Source organism: Leisingera sp. ANG59, from assembly GCF_013317235.1.
Taxonomy (GTDB): Bacteria; Pseudomonadota; Alphaproteobacteria; order Rhodobacterales; family Rhodobacteraceae; genus Leisingera.
The window spans coordinates 32256-48190 of the sequence record NZ_WLCM01000024.1; the positions used below are offsets into that span (position 1 = coordinate 32256).

At 61.6% G+C, this 15935-nt stretch carries 14 protein-coding genes and 2 tRNA genes; 7 read left to right on the forward strand and 9 right to left on the reverse strand.

All coding sequences use genetic code 11. The features are described from left to right. Window positions 1–43 precede the first annotated feature (43 nt). The 7 genes from nadC to GKC28_RS18065 all read right to left on the reverse strand — a co-directional run bounded on the left by nadC (window position 44) and on the right by GKC28_RS18065 (window position 6695). Window positions 44–904: a carboxylating nicotinate-nucleotide diphosphorylase gene (gene nadC, locus GKC28_RS18035; protein ID WP_174148406.1), complete on the reverse strand. Its 861-nt coding sequence runs from the start codon at window positions 902–904 to the stop codon at window positions 44–46. After that, window positions 901–2484 carry an L-aspartate oxidase gene (locus tag GKC28_RS18040; RefSeq protein WP_174148407.1) on the reverse strand — a complete coding sequence of 528 codons (1584 nt, stop codon included), beginning with the start codon at window positions 2482–2484 and terminating at the stop codon, window positions 901–903. Before GKC28_RS18040 ends, nadC begins: the two co-directional genes overlap by 4 nt. Window positions 2485–2488: 4 nt before the next feature. After that, entirely contained in the window at window positions 2489–3541 is a 1053-nt protein-coding gene (gene nadA / locus GKC28_RS18045; RefSeq protein WP_174148408.1) for a quinolinate synthase NadA, read from the reverse strand. Window positions 3542–3698: 157 nt separating this feature from the next. Then, window positions 3699–4880, reverse strand: a complete 1182-nt coding sequence (locus GKC28_RS18050) for an aminodeoxychorismate synthase component I (protein ID WP_174148409.1) — start codon at window positions 4878–4880, stop codon at window positions 3699–3701. After that, window positions 4867–5184, reverse strand: coding sequence for a Dabb family protein (locus GKC28_RS18055; protein ID WP_174148410.1), 318 nt, complete (start codon window positions 5182–5184; stop codon window positions 4867–4869). The genes GKC28_RS18050 and GKC28_RS18055 overlap by 14 nt, the downstream gene beginning before the upstream one ends. A gap of 623 nt (window positions 5185–5807) precedes the next feature. Beyond that, window positions 5808–6377, reverse strand: a complete 570-nt coding sequence (locus tag GKC28_RS26890) for an ImmA/IrrE family metallo-endopeptidase (protein ID WP_174148411.1) — start codon at window positions 6375–6377, stop codon at window positions 5808–5810. After that, the gene (locus GKC28_RS18065) at window positions 6378–6695 is read right to left on the reverse strand and encodes a helix-turn-helix transcriptional regulator (RefSeq protein ID WP_035367104.1); all 318 of its coding nucleotides are present in this window, start codon (window positions 6693–6695) and stop codon (window positions 6378–6380) included. It abuts the gene before it with no gap. Between the two features lie 161 nt (window positions 6696–6856). Here GKC28_RS18065 and GKC28_RS18070 point away from each other — a divergent pair, with 161 nt between their 5' ends. From GKC28_RS18070 to GKC28_RS18085, 4 genes are all read left to right on the forward strand, one after another. Continuing rightward, window positions 6857–7078: a DUF2188 domain-containing protein gene (locus GKC28_RS18070; RefSeq protein ID WP_009803658.1), complete on the forward strand. Its 222-nt coding sequence runs from the start codon at window positions 6857–6859 to the stop codon at window positions 7076–7078. A 69-nt stretch (window positions 7079–7147) separates the two neighbouring features. Then, window positions 7148–8278, forward strand: a complete 1131-nt coding sequence (locus tag GKC28_RS18075) for a hypothetical protein (protein ID WP_174148412.1) — start codon at window positions 7148–7150, stop codon at window positions 8276–8278. Then, on the forward strand, window positions 8278–10563 hold the full coding sequence (locus tag GKC28_RS18080) for a ThiF family adenylyltransferase (RefSeq protein ID WP_174148413.1): 2286 nt from the start codon (window positions 8278–8280) through the stop codon (window positions 10561–10563). Before GKC28_RS18075 ends, GKC28_RS18080 begins: the two co-directional genes overlap by 1 nt. Continuing rightward, window positions 10560–11753, forward strand: a complete 1194-nt coding sequence (locus tag GKC28_RS18085; protein WP_174148414.1) for a patatin-like phospholipase family protein — start codon at window positions 10560–10562, stop codon at window positions 11751–11753. The genes GKC28_RS18080 and GKC28_RS18085 overlap by 4 nt, the downstream gene beginning before the upstream one ends. A 188-nt stretch (window positions 11754–11941) precedes the next feature. Here GKC28_RS18085 and GKC28_RS18090 read toward each other — a convergent pair. Beyond that, a tRNA-Leu gene (locus GKC28_RS18090) sits at window positions 11942–12027 on the reverse strand. 1 nt (window position 12028) lies between these two features. Further along, window positions 12029–12104 (reverse strand) — tRNA-Ile (locus tag GKC28_RS18095). A 271-nt stretch (window positions 12105–12375) separates the two neighbouring features. Here GKC28_RS18095 and GKC28_RS18100 point away from each other — a divergent pair. The 3 genes from GKC28_RS18100 to GKC28_RS18110 all read left to right on the forward strand — a co-directional run bounded on the left by GKC28_RS18100 (window position 12376) and on the right by GKC28_RS18110 (window position 15903). Beyond that, window positions 12376–13299 (forward strand): ArdC family protein, encoded by a 924-nt coding sequence (locus GKC28_RS18100; protein ID WP_174148415.1) that lies wholly within the window; start codon window positions 12376–12378, stop codon window positions 13297–13299. Window positions 13300–13389: 90 nt separating this feature from the next. Continuing rightward, window positions 13390–13779 (forward strand): DUF3768 domain-containing protein, encoded by a 390-nt coding sequence (locus GKC28_RS18105; RefSeq protein ID WP_174148416.1) that lies wholly within the window; start codon window positions 13390–13392, stop codon window positions 13777–13779. A gap of 150 nt (window positions 13780–13929) precedes the next feature. Continuing rightward, complete coding sequence (locus GKC28_RS18110) at window positions 13930–15903, forward strand: ParB/RepB/Spo0J family partition protein (RefSeq protein ID WP_174148417.1); 1974 nt, start codon at window positions 13930–13932, stop codon at window positions 15901–15903. Window positions 15904–15935 lie beyond the last annotated feature (32 nt).

Genomic DNA, 15935 nt, shown 5'->3' on the forward strand with positions numbered 1-15935 from the left:
TAATATGAGAAAAAGCCATATATGTGCGTGATGGGTTGTGGGCTCAGAAGTCCAGTCCCAAGTCCAGCACCCGCGCCGAATGGGTCAGCGCACCGGATGAAATATAGTCCACGCCTGTCGCCGCGACCTCGGCGATGCGGTCCAGCTTCATGTTGCCCGAGGCCTCCAGCACCACCTGGCGGGCGGTCATTTCCACCGCCTTCGAAAGCTTGTCCGTGTTCATGTTGTCCAGCAGAACAACGTCTGCGCCGCCTTCGTCCAGCACCTCCGCCAGCTGGTCCAGACGATCAACCTCGATCTCGCAACGGATCATGTGGGACGCGCTGGCCTTGACCGATTGCAGTACCGGGCGGATGCCCCCGGCGGCGGCGATGTGGTTGTCCTTGATCAAGATCGCGTCGGACAGGCTGAAGCGGTGGTTGAACCCGCCGCCATGCAGCACGGCCTGTTTTTCCACGATCCGCAGCCCCGGCGTGGTCTTGCGGGTGCAGGTCACGCGGGTGTCGGTGCCGCGTGTTTCCGCGACGAACGAAGCAGTCAGCGTGGCAATTCCGGACATGCGCCCGGCAAAGTTCAGCGCGACCCGTTCGCCCGACAGGATCGAGCCCGCCTCGCCCGTGATCTCCATCAGCAGATCGCCCGGCGCGATCACGTCGCCATCGGCCTTGTGCGCGGTGATCTTCAGCGTCGGATCCACCAGCCGGAAGGCCAGCGCGGCGATCTGCAGGCCCGACACGACGCCGGGTTCGCGCGCATTCAGACGCGCGGAATAGGTAGTGCCAGCAGGAATGACCGTGCGGGTGGTGATGTCGCCATAGGTGCCCAGATCCTCCATCAGCGCGGCGCGGACAAGGGGTTCAAGGATCAGGTCGGGGAGGGGGGCCGATTTTGCACGGGGGCTCATGCCGGTTCCTTTCGGGTCGTGGTCGCGCGGATCGCCAGCGCGTCGTTCAGGGTCATCAGCGACCGGGTGCCGGTTGCGCCGTCAGGCTGGGGAAAGTCCGACCGGAAATGCGCGCCCCGGCTTTCGCAGCGCATCAGCGCGGCGGCGGCGATGAGGGTGGCGGTGGCGGTCATGTTGGTCAGCGTCTCGCAGCCGGGTTGCGCGGCTTCGATTGCGGCGATCTGTGCCAGCGTCCGGGTCAGGCCATCCGCCGTGCGGATCACGCCGGCACCATCGGTCATCGCCTGCCGCTGCCGGGTGACCAGCGCGGGATCGGGTGTTTCGGCGGCGGGAAGGTCGGGCAGGGTGACGGGCGCGGCATCCCGGGGCGCGGGCAGCGCGGCGTCGATCGCCAGCGCACAGCGCCGGCCATAGACCAGCGCCTCGAGCAGCCCGTTCGAGGCCAGACGGTTCGCGCCATGCAATCCGGTCGAGGCGACCTCACCACAGGCCCAAAGGCCGGGAAGGGTGGAGGCCCCGTCGGCATCCGTCGCCACGCCGCCCATGTGGTAATGCGCGGCGGCGGCCACGGGGATCACCTGCGTCACCGGGTCCAGCCCGGCCTGCTGGCAGGCAGCGGCAACGGCGGGGAAATCTGTCAGGATCTTCGCGCTCAATGCCGTGCGGGTGTCCAGCGCCGGGGCCAGCCCGGCCTGCGTCTGGGCATAGACGGCGCGGGCGACGATATCGCGCGGGGCGAGTTCGGCGTCGGGATGCGCGTTCAGCATGAAGCGGTCGCCGTGGCGGTTGACTAGCACCGCGCCTTCGCCGCGCAGCGCCTCGGTCGCGAGCGGCGCGGGGTCGATGCCGCAGGCCATGGCGGTCGGGTGGAATTGCACGAATTCCGCATCGGCGATCTGCGCCCCGGCGCGGGCGGCCATGCCGATCACCTGCCCCCGGATGCGCGGCGGATTGGTCGTCAGCGCATAAAGCCCGCCCGATCCGCCCCCGGCCAGAAGAACGGCGGTGCCGCGCAGGGTGATGCTGGCGCTTTGCCCCTGATCACAGTGGGCGACGGCCACGCCGGTGACACGGCCGCCCGAGACCTCAAGCCCCGTGGCCATCACGCCTTCGAGCACCTGAATATGATCCGCCTCGCGCACCTGTGCCGTCAGGGCGCGCATGATCTCTGCCCCGGCCTGATCGCCCTGCACGCGGACCACACGGGCGAAGCTATGCGCCGCCTCGCGCGACAGCACGTAGGACCCGTCTGCAGTGCGGTCGAAGGGCGTGCCCAGCCCGGTCAGGTCAAGGATGTGATCGCGCGCCTCGGCTGTGACCGACGCCGCCACGCCCGGATCAACCGTGCCCGCACCGGCAGTGACGGTATCGCGGGCATGGGCATCGGCGCTGTCCGCCGGGTCCATCGCCGCCGCCACGCCGCCCTGCGCCCAGGCCGAGGAGGCGCCGGTTCCCAATGCCTCGGGAGAGATCATCAGCACGGGACGCGGGGCCAGTTTCAGCGCGGCATATTGCGCCGCTAGCCCTGCGCCCACGATAATGACGCGATCCGTTTCGATCGGGGTTTCGATCGGGGTCATGGCCCTAGCCGGCCATCTTGGCAGACAGGTCGATCATGCGCTGAACGGCGACGCGGGCCTTGTCGGCGACCTCCGGGTCGACCTCGACCGCGCCTTCCATCGTGTGCAGCGACCACAGCACCTTTTCCAGCGTGATCTTCTTCATGTAGGGGCACATGTTGCAGGGCCCGACGAAATCCACGTCCGGCAGCGCGTCCGAGATGTTCGAGGCCATCGAACATTCCGTCACCAGCATCGCCTTTTCCGGCCGCTGCTGCGTCACGTAGTCGATTATCCCGCTGGTCGAGCCGGAGAAATCGGCCTCGGCCACCACGTCGGGCGGGCATTCGGGATGCGCGATGATCCGCGTGCCCGGGTTCCATTCGCGGAAGTCCTTCAGGTCCTGCGCGGTATATTGTTCGTGCACGATGCAGGCGCCATCCCACCACACGATGTTTTTCTCGGGCACCAGATTGGCGATGTTCTGCGCCAGGTATTTGTCCGGCGTCATGATGACGGTATCCGCGTCCAGCCCGCGCACGATCTGCACCGCGTTCGAAGACGTGCAGCAGATGTCCGACGCCGCCTTCACCTCGGCCGTGGTGTTCACATATGTGACCACCGGCGCGCCGGGATATTTGGCACGCATTTCGGCGATACCTTCGGCGGTGATGCTTTCGGCCAGGGAACAGCCGGCGTCCATGTCGGGGATCAGCACCGTCTTGGACGGATTCAGGATCTTCGAGGTCTCGGCCATGAAATGCACGCCGCACTGGACGATCACGTCTGCCTGTACCTTGGTCGCCTCAATCGCCAGCTGAAGGCTGTCACCAACCACGTCCGCGATACCGTGGTAGATCTCGGGCGTCATGTAGTTATGCGCCAGGATAACCGCGTTGCGTTCCTTTTTCAGCTTATTGATCGCCGCGACATAGGGCGCGTAGATCGCCCAGTCGGGGGGCGTCACGACGCGGTCCATCCGGGCGAAAATGTCAGCATTTGCCTGGGCGATGTCGGTGGAAGGAGAGAGATCGTAGTGATCGGCGAGTTCGGCGCGCAGCGCGATCTGGTCGAGCAAGTGCGGAGTTCCTGAGGTTATTTCGGGCCGCCGCGGAGGGCGCGACCGCACGCGGGTGGTGTCGGCTGGGAGGTGTTTACGGGTCGACTTACCTAAGGGCAAGTGTGCGGGGCGTCATATTTCAATGACCCACGATAACATGCGCCGAAAGCTGCTGTTATACGCCTACGCGCGAGCGAGACTTTGGAGCAGCTCCTGAGGCGAAGCGGGCCTTCAGCAGGCATTCGTCGTATTCCGCGCGGACCTCGGAATCAAACACGATGCCACCGCCCACGTTAAAGACGGCCTCTCCGCCCGCGTGCAGTGTGAGGGTGCGGATGGCAACGTTGAAGCGCATCTGGCCGGAAGGAGCGATGAATCCGATGGCCCCGCAATAGATGTCACGCGGACGTCTCTCCAGTGCGCGCAGGATTTGCATCGCGCGGATCTTCGGCGCTCCGGTGATCGAGCCGCAGGGGAAAAGCGCGTAGAAAATATCGGAGATCGTTGTCCCCGGTGCCAGCCGCGCCCGGACGCGGCTGACCAGCTGGTGCACCGTGGGATAGCTTTCGATCCGGAACAGCTCGGGTACATGCAGCGTGCCCAGTTCGCAGATGCGTGAGATGTCGTTGCGCAGCAGGTCGACGATCATCAGGTTCTCGGCGCGGTTTTTCCCGTCCTGTCGCAAGTTTTCGGCGAGAGCGGCGTCTGCCTCGGGCGTCGATCCGCGCCGAATAGTGCCTTTCATCGGATGGGTCTCGATCCACCCGTCCGCGTCCACCTCGAAGAAGAGTTCAGGCGACCGCGACAGAATGACGGGTCCGCCCATGTCGACCAGCGCGGCGTAGCGGACGGGTTGCCTGCCGGTCATCTCTTCGAACAGCGCCGTCGGGGCTCCCCGCCAACGTGCGGAAAACGGGAATGTCAGGTTCGCCTGGTAGCAATCCCCGACGCGCAGGTGCCGGTGGACCTGTTCGAAACGTGGCCTGTAATCCTCGAAGGACCATTCCGGCTGGATGCCCGTCAACCTCGTTGTGTCTTCTGTCCTTGCCCCGGCTGAACCTGTCTCGGGCATGTCGAAGACCCCCATGAGGACGAGCGGCAGGCGACGACCGCCGGGCATGATCTCATGCAGTTTCGGCTCGAGCGCGTACCCTGCCTCGTAACTTACGTAACCGGCGCACCATTTCCCGGCCGTTCGCGCGTATTCCATCCGGTCGAGCGCGTCCAGGACTTCGTCCGGATGGTCGGCGCGGATCACCTCGCGTGGTGTGGCGAACCGCATCTCGGTACCGGCGAGGTCATCGCGCAGCAGAATGCTTGGCCCGTCCGCGCGATAGGCGGCTTCAGGCCTGTCCATCGGGAGCCGTCAAGGCCTGGGCCTGATCGTAGTCTACAGCGAAGCGCAGTTCGCGCAGGGGTTTCACCCGGCGAATCGATTCCGCGTAGGTTTCGTGCGCCTTGTAGGCAGCCAGGGCCGCATCATCGGCGAATTCGCCGTAGACGACGACGTCGATTTCCTTGCTGTTCGGATCTGACTTCCGATTGAGCGAGATTTCGAGGTGCTGGGCATGAGGGATGCCGGTGAGCATCTGGAGCCCTTTTCTGATGGATTCGATATTGTCGTTGCTGATGGCGGTGAAGAAGACGATGTGGCGGATCATGGCAATCCCGGTTGGTTTCTGAGAACATGCGGATGCTCCCGACGCGTGGCCCGGAGTCGTCCGCAGACCGAGTTGTAGGGTCTGCCTCGCGTCGTTCAACCGGATAGTGCTGGGTCATAAAGGTGTGTGTCACCTGACCCTAGCCTGCCTTCTGGTCCTTCTCTGACCGGCGTCGCGCCATTCAAGAAGACTGGTGCCGACTACGATACGGCACCCAAACGCGACCACGGCTTCAACGTCGACCTCGGCAAGGATGCATATGAGGACGATCCGTCCCTGCAGGCCACAATTTGTGGTCCCAAAGGCGCTGGCCTGCTCCCCTTGGTGTCCGCTTACTTCAGCTCGTTCTGTTTAGGTTTTGTCGTCGCATCGGTCCGGGTCTGCCCTAGATGCGGGAAAATTCTATCGGCAAGTTCGGTCCGCCAGACAAGAAATCGCCACTGATCTGAAGAGTTCGTGGGTCCCACTGGAGAGAACCCCATGCCAATATACCAATCTTCATTCGTCCTCGACTTTGGATATGGGTTCTCCTTTGTCTTCTAGCGCGGTTATTCACTTGTCTATGGGTGCACGTGTCCACCACTCGACTTGCAAGGAACGCTGCCTTTCCGTTGATGTCGGTGCTACGTGCGGCGGCGCGACAGCTGGTAATCCACACCCGTCATCCGAAACCGCCACTTCAGCATTTCCGGGCTGACGAGATGTTCCTCGCAAGCGTCGCGATCCGACAGGTGCCGACGACGAATAGACAGAAGGGCCGGCCGGGGCAGCAGCAAGGCTCCGGCCAACCAGTCGGCTTCGTCTTCTTGGTCTTGATCGAAATTACCCGGAACAAGAGAGCCGTCCTCCAGGATGCAGGCTTTTGCAAGTTCGTGACCCAGGATGATGTGCGCCAGCTCGTGCATCACCACGTTGTTGCGGCGACCTTTTGAGGAGACCGGTTTATGGACGACAAGATGGGCCGCGCCCAATCTCATCGTCAGGGCGGACCACGATTGATCTGTCTCGTCGCTCAGAACCGACCTGGCGCTTTCCGATATCCCATCGACGTCTTCGGTGGACCAAACGGTGACTCGAAGCTCCTCCGCCAAACGGTCGGCAGACAGCGCATCGTAATCGGACAGGCCGAACTGTTTTCGAAACTCAACCGATCGCCGCTCACATTGAGATTTGAACCCTCGTCTGAATGCCACTTAGTGTCCTCGAGCCTCGACGTCTTGTTCGAATTGTCGCGAGGCCTGGGTGATGAGTTCTGCCAGTGCGAGAGCGGTCGCTTGCGGGACGGCTTTCCTGTTCTTGAACGCGATTTGAAGGTCTCCAACGCCGGTGAACTTCGAAGGCTCCTCCCCCAACCATTCGCTGAGTTTGTTGAGCGTGCCCACGTCTGGGACATGCCCTTTTTCGATCCTCGTGAGTGTGGTCGGACTGATCCCGATCTCCTTTGCGGCAGCCCTGACCCCCATGTTTCCCCGTCGCCTTAAGACTAGTGGGGCGAGTTCGTTGATATTCATGTGCCCTCCTTAGTGTTTCGTAGACTGGTATTAGTGGTGCGAAGACTGTTTACTTGGTAAGGCTTCTGGCTTATACCAGTCTGTGAAACACTTGAATCATGCCACAGGGCCGGGGTCAACAGTTTCGAATCGAGGCGAGCTAGGAAAATAAGGAGAATTCGATGTCAAAGCGTATTCATGTGGTCCCCCACGGGGATGGTTGGGCTGCACGCCGTGAGGGCGCTACCCGGGTAGGATCCACGCACGCAACCCAGGCAGAGGCGACAGCGGCCGCACGCACCACGGCGATCCGTGAGCGAGGCGAGGTCGTCATCCATCGGCCCAATGGCCAGATCCGCGATGCCAATTCTTATGGGAACGATCCCTATCCGCCGAAAGGCTAGGCTCCAACGCGGGGCCGGAGGTCAACAACTGCCCAATCTGCTCGGGCAAGAAAATATGAGGACAGTGAAATGCAGGCTCTGGTGAACTTCTTTCCGCTCGGCAACGCCGACACCGCCCGCCTCGACCTTGCCGATGGGCGCAAGGTCCTGATCGACTTCGCCGCAATGCGTTGTGACGACGATGAGGATGACCAGCGTTGCGATTTGCCGACGACACTTCGCCGCGACTTGGACAAAGCGGGCCGCGACTACTTCGATGCGGTTTGCATCACGCACACTGACACCGATCACTGTAAGGGGTTCGGTGACTTCTTCTGGCTGGATCATGCTGCGCTCTACCAAGGCAAGGGGCGCGTAAAGATCAGGGAGCTTTGGGTCCCTGCAGCGGCAATCCTTGAAGAGAACTTGAAGGATGATGCGCGGTTGGTCCGTGCGGAGGCACGGTACCGTTTGCGTCATGGCAAGGGTATTCGAGTGTTCTCTCGCCCCGAACGGCTGAAGGCCTGGATGGAGGCGGAAGGGATCGACTTTGAAAGCCGCAAGCACTTGATTGTGGATGCTGGCAAACTCGTGCCTGGGTACACACTGACTGGACCAGAGAAGGTAGAGTTTTTTGTGCACTGCCCGTTCGGCTGGCGACAGGATGAAAACACTGTCGTTGATCGCAACGAGGATTCAATCGTCATGCAGGCCACCTTTGTCGAGGGCGGCCGGAAGACGAGACTGCTTCTCGCCTCAGACGTCAATTACGAGACGCTGGCTGCGATCGTCCAGGTCAGCCGGAAGCACGGCAATGAGGACAGGCTCGCTTGGGATCTGATGAAGCTGCCGCACCATTGCTCCTACAAGTCGCTCGGGCCGGAGCGTGGCTCGAACGAGACTGTCCCTGACCCCGACGTCAAGTGGCTGTTCGAGGATCAACGCCAACCCGGCAGCGACATCATCTCTCCGTCCTGGCCGATCCCCGTCAAAGGGTCGAAGGCCGACGACGACGTCCAGCCTCCGCACCGGCAGGCTGCAAACTATCACCGTCGGATCACTGTGGCGCACGACGGCGAATTCATCGTGACGATGGAGCACCCGTCGAAGAGTGACCCTAAGCCCTTCGCATACAAGATCACGGCATTTGGTTTCGCCCTTGCGCTTGCTGCGCCGATGGTTGCTGGAACCGCCGCGGCGGCGTCGCCCAGGGCTGGCTAATGGACGTCGAAGCCTGGCTCACGGCATCCTTCGACGAAGTGATCGAGGTCGATGACCTCACCTCTTCGGCAGCGGCATCGTTTGCACGGTTTGTCGACCGGCATGCCGCCGAACTCGCTGCCATCGTCGCACTCCGTAGGGGAGGGGCCGGTGAGCTTGTAGAACTCGCGTTCAGGACCGGCAGGCCGCAGCAAAGCGTCGTGCCAATCCGGCGCACAGAACGAATTGGCGTTCGCTTCGCTGGCGGCGATTCGATGCCATTCGTCTACATGTTGCGGAGCGATTTTCCCGACACTGCCCACCAAAACCTTACTGCCGAAGGATCACCCCGCGCAATCTGTATCGATGACCGAAGTTGGGCGGAAGCGCGCCTCACATGGACACCGGCCGAGCTTGTCCAGCGTATCCTTGCCTGGTTTCGGCGAGCTGCCGAGGGCGCATTACATGACGCCCGGCAGCCGGTCGACCCGCTCATGTTCGGGACCGGCTACAACATCATCATGTCCCGTGCGTTGATCGATAACGTCAACACACAGGATCTCGTCGCTGTCCCTGACGACACGGGCACGCTGATGCGCGTGATCCCGCTTTCCCAGCTGCAGGGGCGCACACTGGCTTTGCCGTTGACGGTGGCAGCGTACCGAGTGCCTCCGGCGCAGATGGTGCGGCTTTCGTTCGCGCCAGGTAATCTTGGCAGCCTTGTCGACTTGCTCACAGCACGTGGGATCGATCTATTTGCCGACCTGCGTACGCGCCTCGCCGAATGGTTGAACGACGCGCGCACCAATGCGGCGCGGATCAATTCCTGCCTGGCCGTGGTCGTCGAGATGCCGATTACCTCACCAGACGGAACACAACAGGGCACAGATTTTCGGGCCTTCGTCACTGCTGAGAAGGTTGGTGACATCGCGGTCGCGCTCGGAATTGCTCACAAGGTCGAAAGCAAGGATCAAGGCGGAGCCGCCGGCTTCGTTACCGCTTTGACCGCCGGACCTGTGGATGAAGCTGCGCTGATAGCGATGGCCGTGCTGCCGGTCGAAGTCCACGCAACCTTTGACCGAGACCTTGCGACCCGGCTTGCGGGCCGCACCATCCCGGATGCACGCAAGGCCGTGATCGTCGGAGGGGGCGCGATCGGTGCCCATGTCGCCCCTTGTCTTACCCGGGAGGGGCGTTTCCGCTGGACCGTGATAGACGATGACGTCCTGCTTCCACACAACCTTGCTCGCCATGTCGGCTTCGGCGGCGACGTCACCAGGCGCAAATCTGAATTGCTCGCCGGGGCGTTGGCGAGCATTCTTGACGATGAAGACTCTGTGGCTACAGCGATAACCGCCCAGGTTGGGGTTGAAGGGCAGCAAAATGACGACGTTAATGCTGCGCTCGATGGCGCCGACATTATCGTGGATGCATCCGCTTCTTTGCTGGCGGAGCGATTCCTCTCTGACCATAATTCCAAGGCTCGGCGGTTCAGCATCTTTTTTAGCCCGGCCGGGGATGCCGCCGTTCTGCTGGCCGAACCGATAGATCGCAGCGTCACGCTACGCGATCTGGAAGCGCAGTATCTGAGGCATGTCGTCCGGGAGGAGGCTCTCTCGGGTCATTTGGAAACCCCGGTGCGGACATTCGCCTATACCGGAGCCTGCCGTGCCATCACAAACCTGATCCCGGAGTCGCGTGTCATGGCCCTAAGTGGGCTGGTTGCGGAAGGTCTGGGACGGGCCGCCGACACTGATGAAGGAATCATCCGGATCTGGTCGCTTGGTACGGAGGGCCAAGTCAGGAGCTTCTCCTATCCTGCGGAGGATGTGCGTCGTTTCGATGTCGATGGCTGGCAGGTCTCACTCGACGCCGGTCTCCGCTCGCGCATCGCGGCCATGCGCGATGAATGCCTGCCGAACGAGACGGGAGGTGTCCTGCTCGGGGTCGTCGACATTCCTGCTCGGAAAATACACCTTGCCGATGCCGCCAAAGCACCTGCTGACAGCATCGGATCGCCAACCGGCTTCGTTCGCGGCACCGATGGCGTCCAACAGATGATCGACCGATCTATGGCGGAGACACAGGGACAGCTGCGTTACGTCGGTGAGTGGCATTCACATCCGCCACTGGTCGGGGTGATGCCGAGCGTTACCGACCTGTCCCAGATCAATTGGCTCGCCACCATATTTGACATGGATACCTTGCCCGGCCTGATGTTGATTGCTGGGGAGGCCGAACTCGCTGTCGTTTTCATGTGCCATAGCGAATTTTCTTCTCCGCTAGCCGAAAGATCGGTTCGATGAGTAAGCCCGTCATCGGCCTCTCGCTCTCAGGCGGTGGATCCCGTGCCATCGCCTTCCACCTAGGCTGTCTGCGCGCCTTGCATGATCTGGGAATTCTTGACGAAGTTCGGGTCATCTCCACCGTATCGGGGGGAAGCGTCATTGGCGCAATTTATGCGGCCAATGACGAACCGTTTCCGGTCTTCGAGACGAAAGTGCGTTCGTTGCTTGCCTCCGGCTTGGTGCGCCCGGCCTTGCGCAAGGTGTTCACGACCACCGAAGGCCTGCGTGCGATCTACTGTGCGACCCTTCTTGGGGTGATCAACCTCGCAATCTTGGCGATTGCGACCGGACCGCGCCTCCTCTCGCTGTTGCTACCGCCGACAGCGAGAAAACGCTGGAGCTTCGACAAGTTGTGTGCACCGTTTCCGCGTTTCGCGAGCAGGACGACGATCCTACGTAGGGTCTTGGACGAAGATGTCTTTCACGGACTGAAGTTGCGGGAATTGCCCTCGACGCGCCCGCTTCTGATTATCAATGCAGCAGATTTGCGCACAGGTTCGGCGTTCTATTTTTCGCGAGAGAAGTCCGGGTCGTGGCGTCTTGGGGAACTTGCCGGTTCACAGACGACTCTTGCGCACGCAGTCATGGCCTCCGCGGCATATCCGCTATTTCTGCCGGCGCTTGATGAACGTCTCGCTTTCAACAAACCCGACGGATCGCGGCGCGAGGAGCACGTCACCCTGACCGACGGCGGGGCATACGACAATTTGGGCCTTGCGCCGCTTTGGCCTGATCGGGACTCTTCGGTAAGCCTGAACGTTTCTGGCGTGGACACGATCATCTGCTGCCGCGCGGGTTACGGTTTGCGATTTGATCCGCCCAGCCAATCTTTCATGGCGCGGCTTACAAGCACGTTCACTTGCATCTTTGATAGGGCTCAGAACGCGGCAGTGAAGCGTCTGTTCGATTTAAAGGCATCTGGACAGATCAAGGGGTTTGCCATGCCCTTCCTTGGGCAGGATGACTCCCGCCTCGCCTTTCCGCCATCGGATCTTGTATCACGAGAATACGCACATGGATATCCTACCGACTTCTCTGCGATGCCAGACGAGTGGATCGAGAAACTCAGCAAGCGTGGCGAACAGTTGACATACGCTTTGATTGCCGAGCACATGCCCGATCTAGTGCGAGAATTGCAGCAGAGCTAATGCTGTTTCTAGAATGGTCTCGATAGTTGCCCCTTGTCGGTCATGACCATTTTTGCAAATCGCCTACCTGCCGGTCTTTATGAGGGGGTAAGGCGCTGTAGAACCGCGAGACCAATCTTTGTGTAGGTGTGAAGACAAACCTGGAACCAAACCGGCTTCCAGTCGCTGAAGGCGTTAGGCCTATAAAGTGGTGCGGACAGCGGGACTCGAACCCGCACGCTCGATCGAGCAAGAGATTTTAAGTCTCCGGTGTCTACCATTCCACCATGTCCGCGTGGTGCCTCGGGCAGGATTCGAACCTGCGACCTAACCGTTATGAGCGGTCAGCTCTAACCGCTGAGCTACCGAGGCACATGGGGATCACTAAATGAGCGAATACGGTGTCTTGCTCAAGGGTCTTAGGGTCAGCTTGGCGCGATTTCTGGGCTTCCGCTGGACGGGTGCCGAAGGACATTTCGTGTCAGTGATATGAAAAAGTAAAAGCAAGCTTTGGGTTTTGCCGGATCCAGAGTCACGGAGTGGGGGTCTGGCAGGGTTCTGGACGGACCCTGCCGTCCCCTCCAAGGGTGTTTCCCTGACGGTACCTCCGGGTCTGCACACTTACCAGACATCGGAGATCATCATGGCCAAATCCAGCAAGCCAAAGTTCGACGCCGCGGCGTCGATCACCAACGAACTCATTAAGATCATCGACCGGGGCGTGCTGCCCTGGCGCAAGCCATGGACGGTCGGCGGCAGTTCCGTACCGCTCCGCCAGAACGGCGAACCCTACCAGGGCGTCAACAACTTCTTGCTGACCATGCGCACCATGATGGCCGGATACGCCTCGCCTTACTGGATGACGTTGAGGCAGGCGAACGAGCTCGATGCGAAAGTCATCAAGGGCTCGAAATCGTCGGTGGTCGTCTATTACGGCACCACCGAACGAGACCGTGAAGAAGGCGGCCACGACGATGAGGCGGAATCCGGAGACCCCAAAACCATTCCCTTCATGAAGTCCTATCGCGTCTTTAACGCCGATCAGATCGAGGGGTTGGACCCTCGCTTCCATCCCGCTGTGGCCGAACCGGAAGTTCATCCCGAACGCGTACCGATCCCGCATATGCAGAGCTTCTTCGAGGCAATCGGTGCCAATGTCAGCTTCTCTGGTCGCGAAGCATGTTACGTCCCGAACCTCGACAAGATTTACATGCCTCCGATCGAGCTCTTCGAGAACCCGCGGAATTTCTACGCCGTCTGGGGTCATGAGCTGGGTCATTGGACGAAACCCCGACACCGCCTGAACCGCAGCTATGGCGATGCTCGGTTCGGAAACACGGCCTATGCTCGCGAAGAGATTGTGGCCGAGCTCTGCACGGTGTTCCTGGGTCAGAAGCTGGGGTTCTCCGCGCATACGCTGGAGCTGAACGCGGCCTATCTCGACAACTGGGTCCGCGTGCTCCGCTCGGACAAGCGGGCGATCTTCAAACATGCGGCGGACGCGCAGCGCGCCTGCGACTATCTCGTCGCCGTGTCGGAGGCGGGGCAGGGGGAACAGGCCGCATGACGTCCGGGGCCGTTTCGACTGGCAGGGCGTGTGAAAGGAAAAGCTGGCTTTGGGTCTGGTGGTTTCAACACATCCCGAAAGGACAGCCCCATGAGCCATGCCGAACCCGCAGAGTATCCCCGACCGAACGCCACCGTCATCGCCGCCCATAACGATGCCTTCCGCAGGTTTGCCTGTTTGGGCATCGCTCCAGATCAGGCGATCCAGGGCCGCCTCGTCGTGACCCAGTCCCTGATCGAGGCCGGCGATGGCTTCGTGATGGAAGCCGTCCAGGCCACCGGTGCGTTCGATACATTCGAGCCCGACAATGACCCCGAAGGTTGGCACGATTTCGGGGCGGTGACGATCCGGGGCGAGACCGTGTTCTGGAAAGTGGATTTGTATGAAGCAGACTCCGACTTCCGCTACGGCGCCGAGGCGCCCGACAATCCAGAAACCACCATGCGCGTGCTGACCGTCATGATGGCGCACGACTGGTAGGGCAGGCCGCACCCCAACCTTCCATCACCGACAGGCCCGCTGACCCTCCGAAAGGGAGAGCGGGCCTCTTGTCCTGTTGGTTCCCGGATCCGGGGATCGGTCGCGCGAAGACCCGTGCGGCCCTCTCAAACACGTCGAGAAGGACATGTCATGACTCAGTTGTTCAAACCCACCACCGTCGCCATCGGCGATCTTGTCGCCCATCCCGCGAACGTACGGACCAATTCCCCCGAGACCTACGCCTCCGAGAATATCGCGCATCTCAAGGCCAGCATCGCTGTTCTGGGCCTCCTGCAACCGCTGCTCGTCCAGAAGATTGACGGCAAGTTCGGGGTGCTCGCCGGTGGCCGTCGTCACGCGGCCCTGCTGGAACTTGTTGCGGACAAGACCGCCAAGGGCTTCACCAACAGCACGAAGATCGATTGCCGCCTGGTCCCCGACGATTGTGATGTGACCAGCGCGCTCTCGCTCGCGGAAAACATCACCCAGGCCCCGATGAATGCGATCGACGAGTTCGAGGCCTTCGCCCGGATGATGGAGGTCGATGGCCAGACGCCGGAAACCATCGCCAAGACCTTCGGTATCACGGTCGCCGCTGTCAAAGGCCGGCTGCGCTACGGGCTCATCCATCCCGATATCCGCGCCGCGGCCCGCGCCAAATCGATCACGCTCGATACGATGAAGGCTTTCGCCGATCATCCCAGCCAGGAGGTGCAACGCGAGGTCTTCGAGGCGCTCACCAAGGAGGACAACTATGTCCAGGCCTACACCGTGCGCAATGCGCTCAAATCCCGCGGCGTGCAGGTCAGCGACGATATCGGGGCCTTCGTGCGCAAAGACTACGAGGCGCGCGGCGGTGCCATCGCGGCCGATCTGCTGGACGAGCATTCCGTGCTCGAGGATTCCGCGCTGGTCGAAACGATCCTGCTGGAGAAACTCGCCGCCGCCGCCGAAGAGGCGCGGGCAGAGATCGGCTTTGCCTGGGCGGATGCGGTCATCCAGTATGACTATGCCGCCATGGCGGATTATGGCCGGGTCTATCCGGGTCCGGTCGAACCCGATGAGAAGGGTTCGAGGCGCGTCAACGAGATCACCGCCGAGCTTGAGAAACTCGAACACGAGATGGAGAACGAAGAGCTCGAGGATGAGGCGTATAATGAACTCTACGAACGCGTGGACGCACTGGAAGCCGAGGCACGGGATCTGCAGGAGGCCTATAGCAAAGAGGATCTTGCCCGTTCCGGCGTGATCGCGTCCTGGTCGCATGGCAAGATCTCCCTGCATGTCGGGATGGTTCGTCCTGAAGACATGGCGGAGCGTTCTGGCAAAGGCACCGGTGCTCCGAGCGACAAGGGCGCCGCAGACGACGATGAGATCACCTATCCCGCCTCGCTGACTGAGGACCTGAAGACCGAGCGGGCGATGGCGCTCGGCGCGGCGATGGCGATGCATCCAGAGGCGACGCTCGATCTCACGCTCTTCAAGCTGGTTACGGATGTGCTGACCAGCGGTATGGGCGTCACCCAGGCGATCAAGGTCGATGCCCGCCAGGAATATCGCACCCACGCCAAGATGGACGAGATCGATGGCACTTCGCTCGAACAGGTTGCCGAGGCCCATGACGCGCTCGATCTCTCCTGGGCCGATGACGCGAAATCCCCCGCCGATCAGTTCGTCCTCTTCCGTGCCCTCGATGCGGGCGAGAAGGCGAAACTCGTGGCCTTTGCCACGGCGGCAACCACGCAATCCTGCTTCTCACGGGACCGGCAGCGCGACAGCCTGATGCACGATTTTGAGGTGGAGATCATGCCGGACATCCGGGCGCATTGGACGCCGAACGCGGCGCTTTTCAACCGCTTCAAGAAGGCCTGGCTTCTGAAGATCCTCGGCGAGGAGCTGGGGCTCCCACAAGAGGCGGTGACATTGGCCTCCTCGACCAAGAAGCAAGTCGTCGAATTCTGCGACAAGCTCTTTGCGGAGCCTTTCGCCACGCTGACGGAGGCGCAGCGCGCGGCGGTCGCGGCCTGGTGTCCGCCGATGATGCAGACGGCAGGTGTCGAGCCGGTTGATGCCAGCGAGGCCGAGACACCCGAAGACGAAACCGAGGTCGCAGAAGCGGCCTGATCGAGCAGGCGGCCCGCTCGGCATGTCCGGCG